This is a genomic window from Loktanella agnita (genome assembly GCF_046640325.1).
In the GTDB taxonomy this organism is placed as follows: domain Bacteria; phylum Pseudomonadota; class Alphaproteobacteria; order Rhodobacterales; family Rhodobacteraceae; genus Yoonia; species Yoonia agnita.
Map to the genome: position 1 here is coordinate 56641 of NZ_JBJMBF010000016.1, position 15760 is coordinate 72400.

Below are 15760 nucleotides of genomic sequence, written 5' to 3' on the forward strand. Positions count from 1 at the left end.
TTATGTCCACCCCTTCGCCAAACTCAGGCAACTGGGATGACCTGACGATCCGCGTCATGTCCAGTGCCGCGATGATCCTTGTGGGGGCCGTCGGCGTCGTGTTGGGCGGCGTCTGGTTCCAGATGATGGTTGTCTTTGTCTCTGCCGTGATGATCTGGGAATTATGGACGATGATCCGCCCGGAAGAGCCGACAAAGGGTATGCTGCTGGCCGCCCTTGTGGCGTCGGTCATGTCAGGGCAGTTGGCCTATACATCACAATGGGGGTTCCTGCTGTTTCTGGTGGTGCCCGTGATCGGCGTCACCCAGTTGCGCAGTGAATTCAAGACGTTCTTTATCTTTGCACTGGGGATACAGATCGCGGGCTGGGGGCTGGTGCATTTTCGCGCTGAATTTGGGTTTATCTGGATCCTCTGGCTGATGCTGGTGGTGATCGTGACCGATATCTTTGGTTATTTCGCGGGTAAATCGCTGGGTGGTCCGAAATTTTGGCCCAAGATCAGCCCCAAGAAAACTTGGAGCGGCACAGTCGCAGGCTGGGTCGGCGCAGGGATTATGGGCTTTGTCTTTACCCTGTTCACCGATGCCGGGCTAATTATCATTCTGATTTCCATGCTGCTGAGCTTTGCCGGGCAGATGGGTGATATCGCTGAAAGCGCGCTGAAACGTCGGATGGGGGTCAAGGACAGCTCGACCCTGATCCCCGGCCATGGCGGGTTGTTTGACCGCTTTGATGCGCTACTTGCCGCCGCGCTGTTCATGCTTTTGGTTGCTGTGGTTTTCAACGTACCAGGAGTGGCTTTTTGAGGCGGGTCACCTTGTTTGGTGCAACAGGATCCATCGGGCAAAGCGCGATTGATCTGATCGCGCGCGATGCTGACAGCTATGATGTTGTCGCGTTGACCGGCGGGCGCAACGTCGCGCAACTTGCGGCGGATGCCAAGCGGTTGAAGGCTGATCTTGCGGTGACTTGCTATGCGGATTGCTATGCTGAACTGAAAGACATGTTGTCAGGCACAGGCATTGATGTTGCCGCTGGGGATCATGCCATTGCAGAGGCCGCGACGCGGCCTGTGGACTGGGCCTTGTCCGCCATTGTCGGGTCGGCGGGTCTTGTACCGGGGCTGGCCGCGCTTGCCCATGGGACAACATTGGCGCTGGCCAATAAGGAATCGCTGGTTAGCGCGGGTCCGCTGTTGATGAGCCAGGCGCAGGCCCACGGCGCGACGGTGCTGCCGGTTGATAGCGAACATTCTGCCGTGTTTCAGGCGCTGGTGGGCGAGGATATCGCCGCCGTGGAGCGGGTGATTATCACGGCAAGTGGTGGTGCATTCCGTGACTGGCCGATTGAAAAGCTCGCCACTGCGACGCTGGAACAGGCATCGACCCATCCGAACTGGAACATGGGCCAGCGCATTACCATCGACAGCGCGTCGATGTTCAACAAAGCGATGGAGCTAATTGAAACAAAAGAGTTTTTCGGTGTGTCGCCCGACATGATTGAGGTGCTGATCCACCGTGAGAGCATGGTGCATGCGCTGGTTGGTTTCAATGATGGTGCGCTGATGACCCATGTGGGCCCGTCCGATATGCGCCACGCCATCGGGTACGCGCTGCACTGGCCCGACCGCAGACATCTGCCGGTGGAGCGGGTCGATCTAGCGCAAGTCGGGGCGCTGAGTTTCGCCGATCCTGATGATGTGCGCTATCCCGCGCTTGGCCTTGCCCGCCGTGTGATGCAAGAAGGGGGGCTGTCCGGCGCGGTCTTCAACGCCGCTAAGGAACGCGCGATGGATGGTTTCATCGCGGGTGATATTGGTTTTCTGGATATGGCCCGCGTCGTTGACGCGACGCTCGACAAAATGTCATCGGCGGGTGGTATCCAAAACCAGCCTATCTCGATAGAAAACGTTTTAGAAACAGACCGTCAGGCTCGCATTTATGCGGCCGAGTCGATCAAGCAATTGGGGTAATCCCTTGAATGTAACGCAGTTAGTGCCGATGTTCGGCAATCTTGCCTTTGTGATCCTGGCGTTTGTCGTGGCCTTGTCGGTCATTGTCGCGATCCACGAATATGGGCATTATATTGTCGGGCGCTGGTGCGGCATCGACGCAGAGGTGTTTTCCATTGGATTCGGCCCTGTCCTATGGAGCCGGGAAGATAAGCGCGGCACAACATGGCAATTGGCGGCCCTACCGATTGGCGGCTATGTGAAATTCGTGGGTGATGCGAATGCCGCCAGTGTCGGGGCGGACGAAAGCGTGACACCCCCTGATCCCCGCCGCACGATGCTGGGCGCACCGCTTTGGGCGCGCACGTTGACGGTCGCCGCGGGTCCGGCGTTCAACTTTATCTTTGCGATTGCGATTTTTACCGGGTCGATCTTGTATCAGGGCCGTGGTGTTGAACCGATGGCCGTGGGCGAGATCAAGGACCTGCCATCCAGCTATGTGAACGAACTGCGTCCGGGGGACAGCTTTGTCGCGGTGTCGGGCATTCCCTTTACCGATCCGCAGCGCGAAGGTGGTTTGCTGGATATACTGCCGGTGACCTCTAATCTAGACTACACTGTGCTACGCGATGGCACGGAAATTGACGTGCAGGGGCCGTTTTTAATGCCGCCCTTTGTGGGCGGTGTTTCCCCGCGCTCTGCCGCGGATGATGCCGGTATTCAGGTCAATGATGTGATCACCGAGATTGATGGCGAGCCTGTCTTTGCCTTTCCACAGGTGCAAGAGATCGTGCGCGCCGCTGATGGTGCATCGCTGGATCTGACCCTGTGGCGTGATGGTCGCGATGTGTCGGTGACACTATCGCCGCGTCGCGTGGACTATCCACGACCTGAAGGTGGGTTTGAAACCATGTGGTTGATCGGGATTAACGGGCAGTTGTTCTTTGATCCGCAGACAGAGGCTATCGGCCCATGGGAGGCAATGACCACCGGTGTGCGGCAGCTTTGGATGATGAGCACGACATCACTTTCGGCGCTGCAACACATTATGTTTGGCAAGATTTCCACCTGCAATCTGTCTGGCCCGGTGGGCATTGCGGAAACAAGCGGATCAATGGCCAAACAGGGCGCGCAAAGCTTTATCTGGTTTATCGGCGCGCTGTCGGCTGCGGTTGGATTGATCAATCTTTTCCCGATCCCGGTGTTGGATGGGGGCCATCTGGTCTTTTACGCTTATGAGGCGATTGCACGCCGCAAGCCAAGCGAGCGGGCTGTGCAGGTTTTCATGTTTGTTGGTCTTGCTCTGATCCTGTCGATGATGTCGTTTACCATTCTTAATGATACGGTGCTCTGCCCCTGAAGATTGACACAGTTTTGCTATAATCCTGTGATAGAGTAACCGTATGGTAGATGTTCGTTCACATGTTATGAAATCGCTGGCGACGGGGTATCGTGGCTTTCTAGTTCTTGTTTGTCTCAACATGGATTGGCTGCGTTTTGCGGTGATCCTGTTGATCGCGCTTTATTCTGGCGCATACCTGATGATGAGCTGATCTGCCGCCAAACATCAAAATCATGATCAATCCCCACCATTCGGTGCGTTTGTCTTTTTGACATCGCGCCCTATTGCCGCTACTCCGACAGTGATGGGGATGGTGAGCACAGGCGATTAAAATGATAAAAAGAACGGGGCGCGCAGCAGGGGCTTGGTTTGTGGCGGCAATACGTGGTGCGGGGCTTATGCTTTGCTTGACACTGCTGGGCATGACCGGGGCATCGGCGCAGACATATACTTTCAATACGATCACGATCGAAGGCAACCAGCGGGTTGCAGATGGCACGATTCTGACCTTTGGCGAGATTGATCCCGGTGACACGCTGTCCACCGCCGCCCTGAATGACGCTGTGCAAAAAATTCGCGGCACGGGCCTGTTCGAAAGCGTGCAGGCTGTCCCGCAGGGTCGCACATTGCTGCTGCGCGTTGTTGAATATCCGACGATCAGCCAAATCAATGTTGAGGGCAACAGCCAGCTGCGGGATGCGCAATTGCTGAGCCTTGTGCAGTCAGAGCCGCGCCGGGTCTATAACCCGACTCAGGCCGAGGCCGACACCGCCGCGATCACGCAAGCCTATGCTCAGCAGGGCCGGATCAATGCGGTGGTAACCCCACGTATCATCCGCTTGCCCGATAATCGCGTCAATCTGGTGTTCGAAGTCGTCGAATCCGGTGTGACCGAGATTGAGCGCGTGTCCTTTTTGGGCAATCGCAGCTATTCCGAAGGCCGGTTGCGCCGTGTGCTGGACACCAAACAGGCGGGTCTTTTGCGCACGATCATTTCGCGCGATACTTTTTCGCCCGACCGGATCGCCCGCGACCGGACGCTGCTGACGGACTTTTATAATTCGCGCGGCTATCCTGACTTCATCGTGCAGAACGTCGATGTGGCCCTGACCCGCGAGCGTGACGCTTATCTGGTGACATTCAATTTGCGTGAAGGCCAGCAATTCACGTTTGGCAATGTCACGGTTACCAGCGAGATAGAGGGCGTCGCTGCAGCGGATTTCGAACGTGCTGTGCGTGTACGCCGCGGTGCGACCTATTCGCCGGTGCCGATTGAAACCGATATTTCGCGGATCGAACGGCTGGCGCTACAGCGTGGGTTGAACTTTGTGCAGGTCGAACCACGGATCACCCGCAATGACCGCGATCTGTCGCTGAACGTGCAATATGTGTTGGTGCAAGGCCCGCGTATCTTTATTGAACGCATCGACGTCGAAGGGAACGGCACCACGCTGGACCGTGTCATCCGCAACCAGTTCCGTGTGGTTGAGGGCGACCCCTTTAACCCGCGCGAAATCCGTGAAAGCGCGCGGCGCATTCGGGCGCTAGGGTTCTTTCAAAATGCCAGCGTTGAGGCCCGCGAGGGCACCAGCCCCAATCAGGTGATTGTGGATGTGGATGTGGTGGAAGGCCCGACCGGCGCGCTGACCTTTGGTGCGAACTATAATAGTGATACCGGGGCAGGGCTGATCGCGTCCTACAGCCAAAGCAACTTTCAGGGCCGTGGTCAGCGTTTGAGCTTTGATGTGTCGACGGCCGAAAGCAACCGCCGCTTTGGGTTCAGCTTTTCAGAGCCTAACCTGTTGGGCCGCGACCTGCGATTCGGCATCGATTTGTCCTATCGCACCACTGATAACGAAAACGCGGTCTATGATACCGAAACCCTGCGCCTGTCGCCCTCGCTGACCTTTCCGGTCAGTGAAAATGGACGTTTGGCTGTGTTTTACGCCTTTGAGTATGAAAACCTGACCGACGTGAATAATGATGCTGACACCAGCCAGATCATCATTCGCGAAGCGGATGTGGGTGAGGTGCAGACCCATTCGCTGGGTTATCGCTATAGCTTTGATACCCGCCGGACCGGTTTGAATCCGAATGCCGGGGTGCTGCTGCGCTTTGGTCAAGAATTCGGTTTTGGCGATACGCAGTTCATCAAGACAACGGCCCTTGCCGGGGCCGAGGCGAAGGTCTGGAATGAAGAGGTAACCTTGCGGGCGACCCTTGAAGGTGGCCTGCTGGACTACCAGGACGGTAGTAGCCGAGTGACCAATCGTTTCTTCCTTGGCAGTCGTCTGATGCGTGGTTTCGAGGCTGGCGGCGTTGGTCCGCGCGATGATGACACTGATGATGCGCTTGGCGGCAACGCCTTTGCGGTGGCCCGGCTTGAGGCTGAGTTTCCCCTTGGTCTGCCCAGCGAATACGGCATCAGTGGCGGTGTCTTTGTCGATTATGGCTCTGTTTGGGATGTGGGGGAAACCTTTGGCGAGGACGTGATCTATAATGATTTCACCCCACGTGCGGTGGCCGGCGTGTCAATCTTTTGGACCACGCCCATCGGTCCGCTGCGGTTCAACTTTACCGAGCCGCTGGACGTTCAGGACCGTGATGAAAGTAAGTCCTTTGACGTGACGGTTTCGACCAACTTCTGATGGGGGGCTTGCGGGTCATAATGCTTTGGCTGCTGCTGGCGTTGCCGGTAGCGGCCCAACAGGACACCCCGCAGATCCTGATTATCGACAGTGACCGGCTGTATACTGAAACGCTTTATGGTCGCCGGATTGCATCCAGTCTGGCGGTGCGCGCGTCCGAAATGCAGGCTGAAAATGACCGTATCGTTGAAAGCCTGACACAGGAAGAACGTAGCCTGACCCTGCGCCGCCCTGACATGGACCCGGTTGCATTTCGTGCTGAGGCGGAGGCGTTTGATGAAAAGGTGCAAGAGGTTCGCCGGGTACGTGACGCCAAAAATGTGGAATTGCAGGTCGCCAATGCCGAAGCCCGCGCCGAGTTTGAAGAACTGGTGCAGGGGATCGTTGCCAATATTATGCTGGAACGCGGTGCGCTTATGGTGATGGAGCAGCGCAATGTCGTGCTGTCTGTCCGGTCGGCAAATATCACCGATGATGCGATTGTGCGTATTGATGCCGAATTGGGTGACGGGGCGCGCTAGGTCGTTTTGATTTACACCTGAACCATCAATCGCTGCTTTTCGCCTGCGGCTGATACGCGATTGGTGATGCGTTATGCCACATGTTAAAATCGAAACGCTTTAGCCGGTGCTTGCCCGGCGCGGGCTGGCTTGCTAGTCAGATGCGGGCGGGATGAGAACCGCAACAATAATAAGGAGCTGCCGTTCATGACCGATCCTGTGACCGACGCCGACATTCAACTGATCCAGAAAATTCTGCCACATCGTTACCCGTTTCTGCTGGTCGACAAGGTACACAGTATCAACGGTACGCAATCGGCGGTGGGCATCAAGAATGTCACCATGAACGAGCCACATTTTCAGGGCCATTTCCCTGGCAACCCAATCATGCCCGGAGTCACAATTGTCGAGGCGATGGCGCAGACGACTGCCGTGATGGTCGGTGCCTCGCTGGGGCTGACCGATGGCAACCTCTTGGTCTATTTCATGGCCATCGACGGCTGCAAGTTCCGCCGCAAGGTCGTGCCGGGCGATGTGCTGGAAATGCATGTGGAAACCACACGCGGTAAGTCGGGCGGCAAGGTCTGGAAATTCAAGGGTGTCGCCAAGGTTGATGGCGAAATGGCGGCCGAGGCGGAGTTCACCGCGATGATGGATTTGCAGGGGTGATGGCGGGCATTCATCCTTCGGCGGTTATCGAAGAGGGCGCGCAAATCGGTGCGGATTGCAATATTGGCCCGTTCTGCGTGATCGGCCCCGATGTAGTACTGGGCGACCGTGTTACGTTGAAAAGCCATGTGGTTGTCAGCGGCGATACCCATATCGGCGATGACACGGTGATTTTTTCCTTCGCTGTGATCGGGGAAATTCCGCAGGATTTGAAATTCGACGGTGAAAAATCCCGCCTGCGCATCGGCGCGCGCAACCGCATCCGTGAACATGTCACCATGAACACTGGTACCAGTGGTGGCGGGGGTGAGACTCGTGTGGGTGATGATGGGCTATTTATGGCGGGCTGCCATATTGCCCATGATGCGCAACTGGGTGACCGGGTGATCATCGTGAATTCTTCGGCCATTGCTGGCCATTGTATCATCGAAGATGACGTGATCGTTGGCGGCTTGTGCGGTGTGCATCAGTTCGTCCGTATCGGGCAAGGCGCAATTATCGGCGCGGTGACGATGGTGACCAAGGATGTTGTACCCCATGGGCTGGTGCAGGGCCCGCGCGGTATTTTGGATGGGCTGAACCTTGTCGGGTTGAAGCGCAAGGGCGTGGACCGGGCGGATATCACGGCGCTGCGTGCGGCGTTCCAGATGCTCAAGGATGGTGAAGGCGCATTTCAGGACCGCGCCCGCAGGCTCGCTGATGAAAGCGACAGCGAGTATGTGCAGCAGATGGTGAATTTCATCCTCGGCGATACTGACCGCAATTTCCTGACGCCGGGCTGATGCTGGCGTTGATTGCAGGAACGGGGGCGCTGCCGCCCGCTTTGGTGGCGCGTTTGGACACGCCACCGATTATCTGCGCGATGCGCGGTTTTGAACCAGCGGTGCCGGTTGATATCAACTTTCGGCTGGAACATCTGGGCAGTTTTCTGGCCAAGCTGAAGGACCGCGGTGTCACGCGTATTTGCATGGCCGGCGCTGTGCGCCGCCCGCCGGTGGATCCGGCGGCGATTGACGCGGCCACAGCCCCGCTTGTGCCCCGCATTCAGGCGGCGCTGACCCATGGCGACGATGGCGCGCTGCGCGTGGTCATTGGGATTATGGAAGAGATGGGGTTTACCATCCTCCCGGCCCAAGATGTCGCGCCGGATTTGCTGCCGTGCGCGGGTGTACCGACCAAGGTCGGACCTGCATCGTCGCATACGAGCGATGCATTCGCGGGAGAGGAATGCGTGCTGGAAATGGGTCTTGCCGATACTGGACAAGCCTGCGTGATCCGAGAGGGTGCGGTTGTTGTGCGTGAGGACAGTCACGGCACCGATGCGATGTTAAACAAGCTGGCGCTGCCTTATGATACCAAACCGATGGCCAGCGACCCGCTTGATTGGGCCTTTGATGTGGCTGTTGACCTGGCGAAAGAGGTGAAGGCCTGGTTCGCCAAAGGTCCACAACGCCCCGCTGACGCGCCGGGCGGCATCCTGTTCAAAGGCCCCAAACCGAATCAGGACCGCCGCGCCGATCTGCCGTTGATCGGCCCGCGCACCGCCATGCTGGCCGCCGAGGCAGGGCTGGACGGTATTGTGATCGAGGCTGGTGGCGTGCTGGTGCTGGACCTGCCCATCGTGCGCCGGATTCTGGATGCGCAGGGCATGTTCCTATGGGTCCGCGAAAGGGGCGCAATATGAGGGTGTTTCTGATCGCGGGTGAACCTTCGGGGGACAAGCTGGGCGCGGCCTTGATGGCGGGGCTGAAACAGCTGCGCCCGGATGTGACGTTTGACGGTGTGGGCGGGCCGCTGATGCAGGCCGAAGGGCTAGTCAGTCGCTTTCCCATGGACGAACTCAGCGTGATGGGGCTGGCGGAAATCCTGCCGAAATATCGCGCGTTGAAAGCCAGGATCAGGGAGATGGCCGAGGCGGTGCTGGATACCCAGCCTGATATGCTGCTGACCATCGACAGCCCTGATTTTTGCCTGCGTGTGGCCCGTCTGGTCAAGGCGGCAAGCGACATTCGCACGGTGCATTACGTGGCCCCGACGGTTTGGGCCTGGCGTCCGGGGCGGGCGGCAAAGATGGCCCGCCATATTGACCATGTGCTTGCCCTATTCCCGTTTGAGCCGCCTTATATGCAGGCAGCGGGGATGGACTGTGACTTTGTTGGGCACCCCGTTGTGGCCGAACCGGTGGCGAGCGCTGATGATGCGGCCGCATTGGGGCAGGCGGGCACTGTTGTATTGGTCCTGCCGGGCAGTCGCCGATCCGAGGTGTCGCGCCTGATTGACCGCTTTGCTGTCGCGGTGACGAAAATCGGGGCGGTGGTGCCGGATGTGTCTTTTGTGATCCCGACCACGGTCAACGTGCATGATTTGGTGCAGGAACGGGTCGCAGGATGGCAGGTGCCAGTCACAGTGCTGGACCCGGACACGACCGAGAAATCCGCTTGGTTCAAACGCGCCGATGTGGCGCTCGCGGCCTCTGGCACTGTGTCGCTGGAACTTGCTGCACATGGCACGCCGATGGTGATCGCCTATGATATGGCGTGGCTCAGCCGGTTGATTATCAGCCGCATGTTGCGGGTCGATACGGTGACGCTGGTCAATCTGGTCAGCGAAACCCGCAGCGTGCCGGAATTCATCGGCAAGAACTGCGATGCTGATCTGATCGCGGATGCTGTGCTGGCCGTGCTGAAGGACCCTGATGCGCAAAAGGCCGCGATGGCGCTGACGATGGAGCGGTTGGGTTTGGGTGGTGAGCCTCCCGGCTTACGCGCGGCGCGTGCGGTGCTGGAACGGGCGCAGCAGGCACCCGTCGAGGATGATCAGCCCCAGCGCCAATAGCGCAAATCCGGCATAGGCACGCGGTTGCAGTGCCTCATCCAGCGCCACCGCGCCGAGGAAGATCGCAACAGGGGCCACCAGCAGGGTACACAGCATCAGGTTGCCGCTGCCAGCCATCGCTAGCACCCGGTAATAGAGCAGGTAAGCCAACGCCGTGGCGACGATGGCGTAATAGCCGATTGCGGCCCAAGTGGCGGGCTGCAAGGCTAGGCTGATCGGCCCCTCGACCATCCATGCGGCGGGGACCATGATCAGGCTTGACCCTGTCAGCATGCCCGCCGTGGCCACTTGTGGTGTTAGCCCGGCCAGCATCTTGCGCGCCTAGACACCCGCCAGCGCATAGCTGATTGTCCCGCCGATCACCGCCAATTGTCCGAGGGATCCGATGTCGAACTGGGTCAATGACGACAAACCAATCGCCGTCGCCACGCCGAAAAAACCGAGTGTCACGCCCACGGCTTTGCGGAGCGTAAGCCGTTCATCCGCAAAGAATATCACAGCGGCAATGACGCCAAAAATTGCGGTGGCGGCATTCAGGATTGATGTCAGCCCGGTCGGGATGTGCAGTTGCCCCCACGCCATCAGGCTGAACGGAATGGCGTTGTTCAGCAAACCCATCATCAAAAAAGCCGCCCAGATTCGCGGGTCCGCAGGCAAGGGCAGGCGGCGTAGTGCAACATAGGCCCAAAGGATCAGCATCTCCCAGCCGGTGCGGTGGGCGACCGCAGTTAGTGGCCCGATTTCATCGAGCGCGACCCGGACGGAAAGAAAGGACGCACCCCAGATCAGAGCGAGCATCAAAAGCTCGGCCCAGGCACGGGGGGACAGGGTTTTCTGCATATTCACCATGCGGCTGAAATGATCCGTTCATACCGCCCATTGCAACCCGGATATTGCGCGGAAAAGAAAAGGCCCCGCCAAAAGCAGGGCCTGATATACGTGTGGCTTCGCGTGAAGATTAGAAGTTATAGGCGATCCGCAGGCCAGCCGCGATAGCGTTGTTGTCCTCGAACTCTGCAAGCGTTGTGCCTTCGGGCACTGGAAACGCCGCTGGTGCCTCGGTTTCCGCATCACCAATCCAGATATAACGGACACCACCGGTGATCTTCATATTCCCCGCTGTATAGGTGACAGCCGTACCCAGTGCAGTGTTTCCGTCTGTTGGGCCTAGATTACCTGCAAACCCACCTACTGTGGGCTCATGACCAAGTGTCAGTGCGCCGGACCAAGTATCATTGAAGCGACGACCGACACCGACATTATAAGTGATGGTATCATCTTCATAATCAACAAGCGAACCTGAGGCACCTTCGAAATTCGGAGGCGTAATATCGAATTCCGACCAGTCCACCCATCTAATAGAACCAAATACCAGCGTGTCGGCGGCTACACCGGTTTGTGCCTCTAGGGTCACAGATTGCGGAATTGTAGTGGAGAATTCAGTTGATGCCGTTGAGCCACCAAGGGTCTCATCAGAGTCGAAATCATGGGTTACTTCGCTGTGATAGGTCAGTGACACACGCGCGGCGATCTCTGGCCGTTCCCAACCAGCGCCGATGACATAACCGAAATCGGTTTCGGTGGAGGTGGTCATTTCATAACCTCCTCCTGGTACAAAGGGCAATTCGACCTCACCTGACGTGCTGATGGCCCGGACACCGCCATAAAGGTTCATGCTGTTTTGTAGTTTGTAATTCACAAGTGCAGTGAAGGCGTTGGTATCGACTGACGCCTCTGCCCCGGCATAGACGTAGTCGGTGTCAGCCGGATAGGCTACGTCCGCACCAGCGGGCTGGTCAAATATCAACGCCATCGACAGTGTGTCAGACAGATCCTGCTTATAGCCAAGGCTTAGCTGCGTGTAGTCTTCGACCATATTGCCCGACTTTGTACCCTCGGTCGAGGTAGCACTTAATGTAAGCGCTTGGGTGCCGCTGATTTCCGGCGACACATAGCCAAAGTTAAGTTCCAAGTAGGTGCCGTCCTCATAAAGCAGCCCTACTGACGGGACAGAACGTTCGATTCCCCCCGCGCTGGCGATGCTGGTCGTGAGCAGCAATGCTGCCCCGGTTGTGAATACCTTTTTCATGTCCTCATCCCTGTCATGAATACTGTGGTGCAGGCGACTCTAAGGAGTTGGTCACGTTTGCGTCAATTCTTTACGCAACGTAAGGTGTATTTGTGATCCGTAGCGTCACGGGCAATTATGCAACAAGGATCAGTAACCTAGCTTCTAGCTTTGGTCGTGCGGTGCGCCTGCGTGATATTCACATAGTTCGCCGCAAAGATGAGTGCGGCACCTGCAAAGATGCTCCACTTGATCGGCTCATCATACAGCAACATCCCAACAACCGCGATGGTGGGCAGTCGTGCAAAATCAATTGGCATCACGATGCTGGCAGTCGCAATGCGCAGTGCATTGGTCAGGCAGAAATGCGCGAACAGTCCGGCACAGGCGATCAGGATCACCCAGGGCAGGGCGGTGCGCGAGGGTGCTGCAATATCGCCGTCATACCCTGCGCAGATCAGCCCGAAGACCGCCTGCATTGCGGTCAGAAAGAACATGATGGTGGTGATCGATTCCGTCTGTGTCAGCTTGCGCGTTGTGATGGCCGTGAGCGCAAAGAAAATCGCGCATCCTGCGGCGGCCATCAGCCCCGGGGAGATCGGTGTGGAGCCCGGCTGCGCCACGATCAGAATGCCGATAAAGCCGACAAAAGCCGCAAAAGCACCAACCCGTGTGAGCCGTTCCTGCAACAAGAGCGGCGAAAGCAAGATCACCCAAATCGGTGTGGTGAATTCCAGGGCAAAGACTTGTGCCAGCGGAATAACAGCCACGGCATAGAACCACAGGTTCTGTCCGCTGAAATGGCAAAGGTTGCGCACCATATGCAGCCTGGCCCGGCCCCCATTGATCTGGGGCAGGGTGCCTGCTGCCCAGGCCATGCCGACCACAACAATGACCCCGAACAAGCTGCGGAACATCATGATTTCGAACGTATCAAGCTCTACGCTGACGGCCCGCCCTGCGACGGCCATGCTGGTGAAAGACATGATCGCGCCGATCATCCAAAGCGCGGCGCGCAGCGGCTTTGCGTCTTCGCTGGGGGCGGGGGTTACGGTTGTTGTCATGCGGCCACTTGTCACCGGGCGCAGGGGATTTGCAACCCCGTTCATGTCGCTTCAAGTTGGCCCTTATGCGTGGATGCTCTATTTGCATATCTCATGAGAACAAAAATATTGTGTGTTTTGCCGATCCTTTTGATTGCTTCTACTGCGGTAGCGGACCCGGTCGAGGATATCACCGCCGCCGCCCGCGCGACGTTTGACGGGATGCCTTATGTCAGAACCGTGGACCGGATCGCGGACAATTGCGGCGCGGATGAGCGGGTCAGCGAACAGGTCGCTTATTGCACATCGCGCAATCTGATTCTGATGGCCAAATCGGCAAGGGAACAGCCCGAAACGCCGTATCTGATCGCTCATGCCTATGGCCATGCGGTGCAGGTTCGCCACGGGGTGGCTGATTTTGCCCTTGGTCAAATCCGCAGACGCCGTGACGAGGAAGCGATGCTGCGCGGGCTGGTAGAGCGGCAGGTGGATTGCATCGCAGGCTATCTTGTCGCGCGCGCCGGTCTGGCGCCGATGCAACTGGGTGATTTGGTGACAGAAGAGCCATTGACCGATATCCACTGGGGTCGCGATCCGTTGCGGCTGGGGCCCGCGCTATCCATCGGGCTAGGCGCACGAGAGGATTGGTTCCTGATCGGACAGGCGGGCGATCTGGCCGCCTGTGCGCAGGGGGAGTTCGGGGCAGAGCTATTACTGGCGGCGTTGAAGCCATAACTGCGATCGTTGTATGCGCTTTTCATATGGCCGCAGAGGGATGGTTAATTACCACCGGCGTTGTGCAGTTGCAATGTCGGCAACACCATTAACGCGATCCATCAGCTGCGATGTCGTATTTGTGATCAATTTTGACGATTAACCGGGGCGAGTATTAGCGCCCACCCGTCAGGGTCATTCCCACTCGATCGTTCCGGGGGGTTTTGATGTGATGTCATAGGTCACCCGGTTGATGCCCGGCACCTCGTTGATGATCCGTGTTGCGGTTTCGCCTAAGAAATCATGGCTGAACGGGTAGTAATCCGCTGTCATACCATCGACCGATGTGACCGCGCGCAAGGCGCAGGCATAGTCGTAGGTGCGCCCGTCGCCCATCACGCCCACTGTTCGTACGGGCAAGATCGCCACGAATGCCTGCCAGATATCATCGTACAGCCCGTGTTTGCGGATCTGGTCGATATAGACTGCATCGGCCTTACGCAGGATATCCAGTTTTGCGCGGGTGATTTCACCGGGGCAGCGGATCGCGAGGCCCGGACCGGGGAAGGGGTGACGGCCGATAAAGCTGGGCGGCAGGCCCAGTTCAGCACCCAAGACGCGGACTTCGTCTTTGAAGAGTTCGCGCAGCGGTTCGACGAGCTTCAGCCCCATCTTTTCAGGCAGCCCGCCCACATTATGGTGACTTTTGATCGTGACTGATGGCCCGCCAGAGAAACTGACGCTTTCGATCACATCGGGATAAAGCGTACCCTGGGCAAGGAATTCCGCCCCGTCGATCCCGTTGGCGTATTTCTGGAATACGTCGATGAACAGCTTGCCGATGATCTTGCGCTTGGTTTCGGGGTCGCTGACGCCCTCCAATTCGCCCAAGAACAGTTCCTGCTCTTCGGCGTGGATCACGTGGAGGTTCATGTGGTCGCGGAACATGGTCACGACTTCTTCGGCCTCGTTCTGACGTAGCAACCCGTGGTCAACAAAGACGCAAGTGAGCTGATCGCCCACCGCCTCATGCAAGAGGGCGGCGGCGACGGAACTGTCCACGCCGCCGGATAGCCCGCAGATGACCTGCTTGTCGCCGACTTGTTCGCGGATCAGGCGAATCGCTTCTTCGCGATAGGCGCCCATGGTCCAGTCTCCGGTGAACCCGGCGATCCGTACGAAGTTTTCATACAGCTTTGCACCATTCGGGGTGTGGTGCACCTCGGGGTGGAACTGCACGGCGTAAAAATTGCGTGCCACATCTGCGGTTACGGCAAAGGGGGCGTTGGGCGAGGTTCCGAAAACCTGAAAACCCGGTGCGATTTCAGAGACATGATCGCCATGGCTCATCCAGACTTGTTCACGATCGGTCAGGAACCAGCCTTCCAACAAGGTCAGCTTGCTTGTCGGTGTCACATAGGCGCGGCCGAATTCAGCGGTACCGTCACCGCGCAGAACCTTGCCGCCCAGCTGGGTCATCATCGTCTGTTGGCCGTAACATATGCCCAGAACGGGGATACCCATTTCAAACAGGCTATCAGGCGCGCGGGGCGATCCTTCGCGAGTGACGCTGTCAGGGCCGCCGGAGAGGATTACCGCCTTAGGTGCGAAATTTGTCAGAAAGTCATTGGTGACATTCTGGTAGGGATGAATTTCGCAATAGACGTTGAGTTCACGCAAACGGCGCGCGATTAACTGGGTGACCTGGCTACCGAAGTCGATGATCAGAAGGCGTTCATGAGATGTCATTTCCATGACGCCTGATAGAATTGCCGCAGCGCAAGTGCAAGAGTGTCCAAGACATCCGATATGGGAAAGGACGGGGGAGTAACGCCCTTTCCCGCCGGCTTACGGGAAGGTCTGCAAAAAGATCGCAGTATCGCCGGTGTCTTCTCAGTTTGTACCGGGAGAAGTTGAAAAGACTGTCTTCATACCGGACATCAAACGTCTGTTTAAAAGCAGAACGCGTGACGTGCCAATACCCTAGCCA

At 57.7% G+C, this 15760-nt stretch carries 14 protein-coding genes and 1 pseudogene; 11 read left to right on the forward strand and 4 right to left on the reverse strand.

The window, feature by feature from the left end; all coding sequences use genetic code 11:
* Window positions 1-2 precede the first annotated feature (2 nt).
* The 10 genes from ACJ5NV_RS16520 (at window position 3) to lpxB (ending at window position 9945) form a co-directional block, all read left to right on the forward strand.
* On the forward strand, window positions 3-806 hold the full coding sequence (locus ACJ5NV_RS16520) for a phosphatidate cytidylyltransferase (RefSeq protein WP_411645462.1): 804 nt from the start codon (window positions 3-5) through the stop codon (window positions 804-806).
* On the forward strand, window positions 803-1972 hold the full coding sequence (gene dxr, locus ACJ5NV_RS16525) for a 1-deoxy-D-xylulose-5-phosphate reductoisomerase (protein ID WP_411645464.1): 1170 nt from the start codon (window positions 803-805) through the stop codon (window positions 1970-1972). The genes ACJ5NV_RS16520 and dxr overlap by 4 nt, the downstream gene beginning before the upstream one ends.
* Before the next feature lie 4 nt (window positions 1973-1976).
* Window positions 1977-3311 (forward strand): RIP metalloprotease RseP, encoded by a 1335-nt coding sequence (gene rseP / locus ACJ5NV_RS16530; RefSeq protein WP_411645466.1) that lies wholly within the window; start codon window positions 1977-1979, stop codon window positions 3309-3311.
* A gap of 43 nt (window positions 3312-3354) precedes the next feature.
* The gene (locus ACJ5NV_RS16535; protein WP_411645467.1) at window positions 3355-3504 is read left to right on the forward strand and encodes a hypothetical protein; all 150 of its coding nucleotides are present in this window, start codon (window positions 3355-3357) and stop codon (window positions 3502-3504) included.
* 121 nt (window positions 3505-3625) lie between these two features.
* The gene (gene bamA / locus ACJ5NV_RS16540) at window positions 3626-5941 is read left to right on the forward strand and encodes an outer membrane protein assembly factor BamA (RefSeq protein WP_411645469.1); all 2316 of its coding nucleotides are present in this window, start codon (window positions 3626-3628) and stop codon (window positions 5939-5941) included.
* Between the two features lie 20 nt (window positions 5942-5961).
* Window positions 5962-6462, forward strand: coding sequence for an OmpH/Skp family outer membrane protein (locus ACJ5NV_RS16545; RefSeq protein WP_411645471.1), 501 nt, complete (start codon window positions 5962-5964; stop codon window positions 6460-6462).
* A gap of 186 nt (window positions 6463-6648) precedes the next feature.
* Window positions 6649-7110: a 3-hydroxyacyl-ACP dehydratase FabZ gene (gene fabZ / locus ACJ5NV_RS16550; RefSeq protein WP_411645473.1), complete on the forward strand. Its 462-nt coding sequence runs from the start codon at window positions 6649-6651 to the stop codon at window positions 7108-7110.
* A complete protein-coding gene (lpxA, locus tag ACJ5NV_RS16555; RefSeq protein WP_411645475.1) occupies window positions 7110-7892 on the forward strand; it encodes an acyl-ACP--UDP-N-acetylglucosamine O-acyltransferase in 783 nt (260 codons plus the stop codon). The genes fabZ and lpxA overlap by 1 nt, the downstream gene beginning before the upstream one ends.
* Complete coding sequence (locus ACJ5NV_RS16560; protein ID WP_411645477.1) at window positions 7892-8794, forward strand: LpxI family protein; 903 nt, start codon at window positions 7892-7894, stop codon at window positions 8792-8794. The genes lpxA and ACJ5NV_RS16560 overlap by 1 nt, the downstream gene beginning before the upstream one ends.
* On the forward strand, window positions 8791-9945 hold the full coding sequence (gene lpxB / locus ACJ5NV_RS16565) for a lipid-A-disaccharide synthase (protein WP_411645478.1): 1155 nt from the start codon (window positions 8791-8793) through the stop codon (window positions 9943-9945). The genes ACJ5NV_RS16560 and lpxB overlap by 4 nt, the downstream gene beginning before the upstream one ends.
* Here lpxB and ACJ5NV_RS16570 read toward each other — a convergent pair.
* The 3 genes and pseudogenes from ACJ5NV_RS16570 to ACJ5NV_RS16580 all read right to left on the reverse strand — a co-directional run bounded on the left by ACJ5NV_RS16570 (window position 9871) and on the right by ACJ5NV_RS16580 (window position 13077).
* Window positions 9871-10794: pseudogene (locus ACJ5NV_RS16570) on the reverse strand (DMT family transporter). The gene lpxB and the pseudogene ACJ5NV_RS16570 sit on opposite strands and share 75 nt — an antisense overlap.
* Window positions 10795-10903: 109 nt before the next feature.
* Complete coding sequence (locus ACJ5NV_RS16575) at window positions 10904-12034, reverse strand: outer membrane protein transport protein (protein ID WP_411645480.1); 1131 nt, start codon at window positions 12032-12034, stop codon at window positions 10904-10906.
* 137 nt (window positions 12035-12171) lie between these two features.
* Complete coding sequence (locus tag ACJ5NV_RS16580; RefSeq protein ID WP_411645482.1) at window positions 12172-13077, reverse strand: DMT family transporter; 906 nt, start codon at window positions 13075-13077, stop codon at window positions 12172-12174.
* A 129-nt stretch (window positions 13078-13206) separates the two neighbouring features.
* On the opposite strand from ACJ5NV_RS16580, the gene ACJ5NV_RS16585 reads away from it, so the two are divergent.
* Window positions 13207-13791 (forward strand): neutral zinc metallopeptidase, encoded by a 585-nt coding sequence (locus ACJ5NV_RS16585; protein WP_411645484.1) that lies wholly within the window; start codon window positions 13207-13209, stop codon window positions 13789-13791.
* A gap of 174 nt (window positions 13792-13965) precedes the next feature.
* Here ACJ5NV_RS16585 and guaA read toward each other — a convergent pair whose 3' ends face one another.
* Entirely contained in the window at window positions 13966-15525 is a 1560-nt protein-coding gene (guaA, locus tag ACJ5NV_RS16590; RefSeq protein ID WP_411645486.1) for a glutamine-hydrolyzing GMP synthase, read from the reverse strand.
* Window positions 15526-15760: the final 235 nt, after the last annotated feature.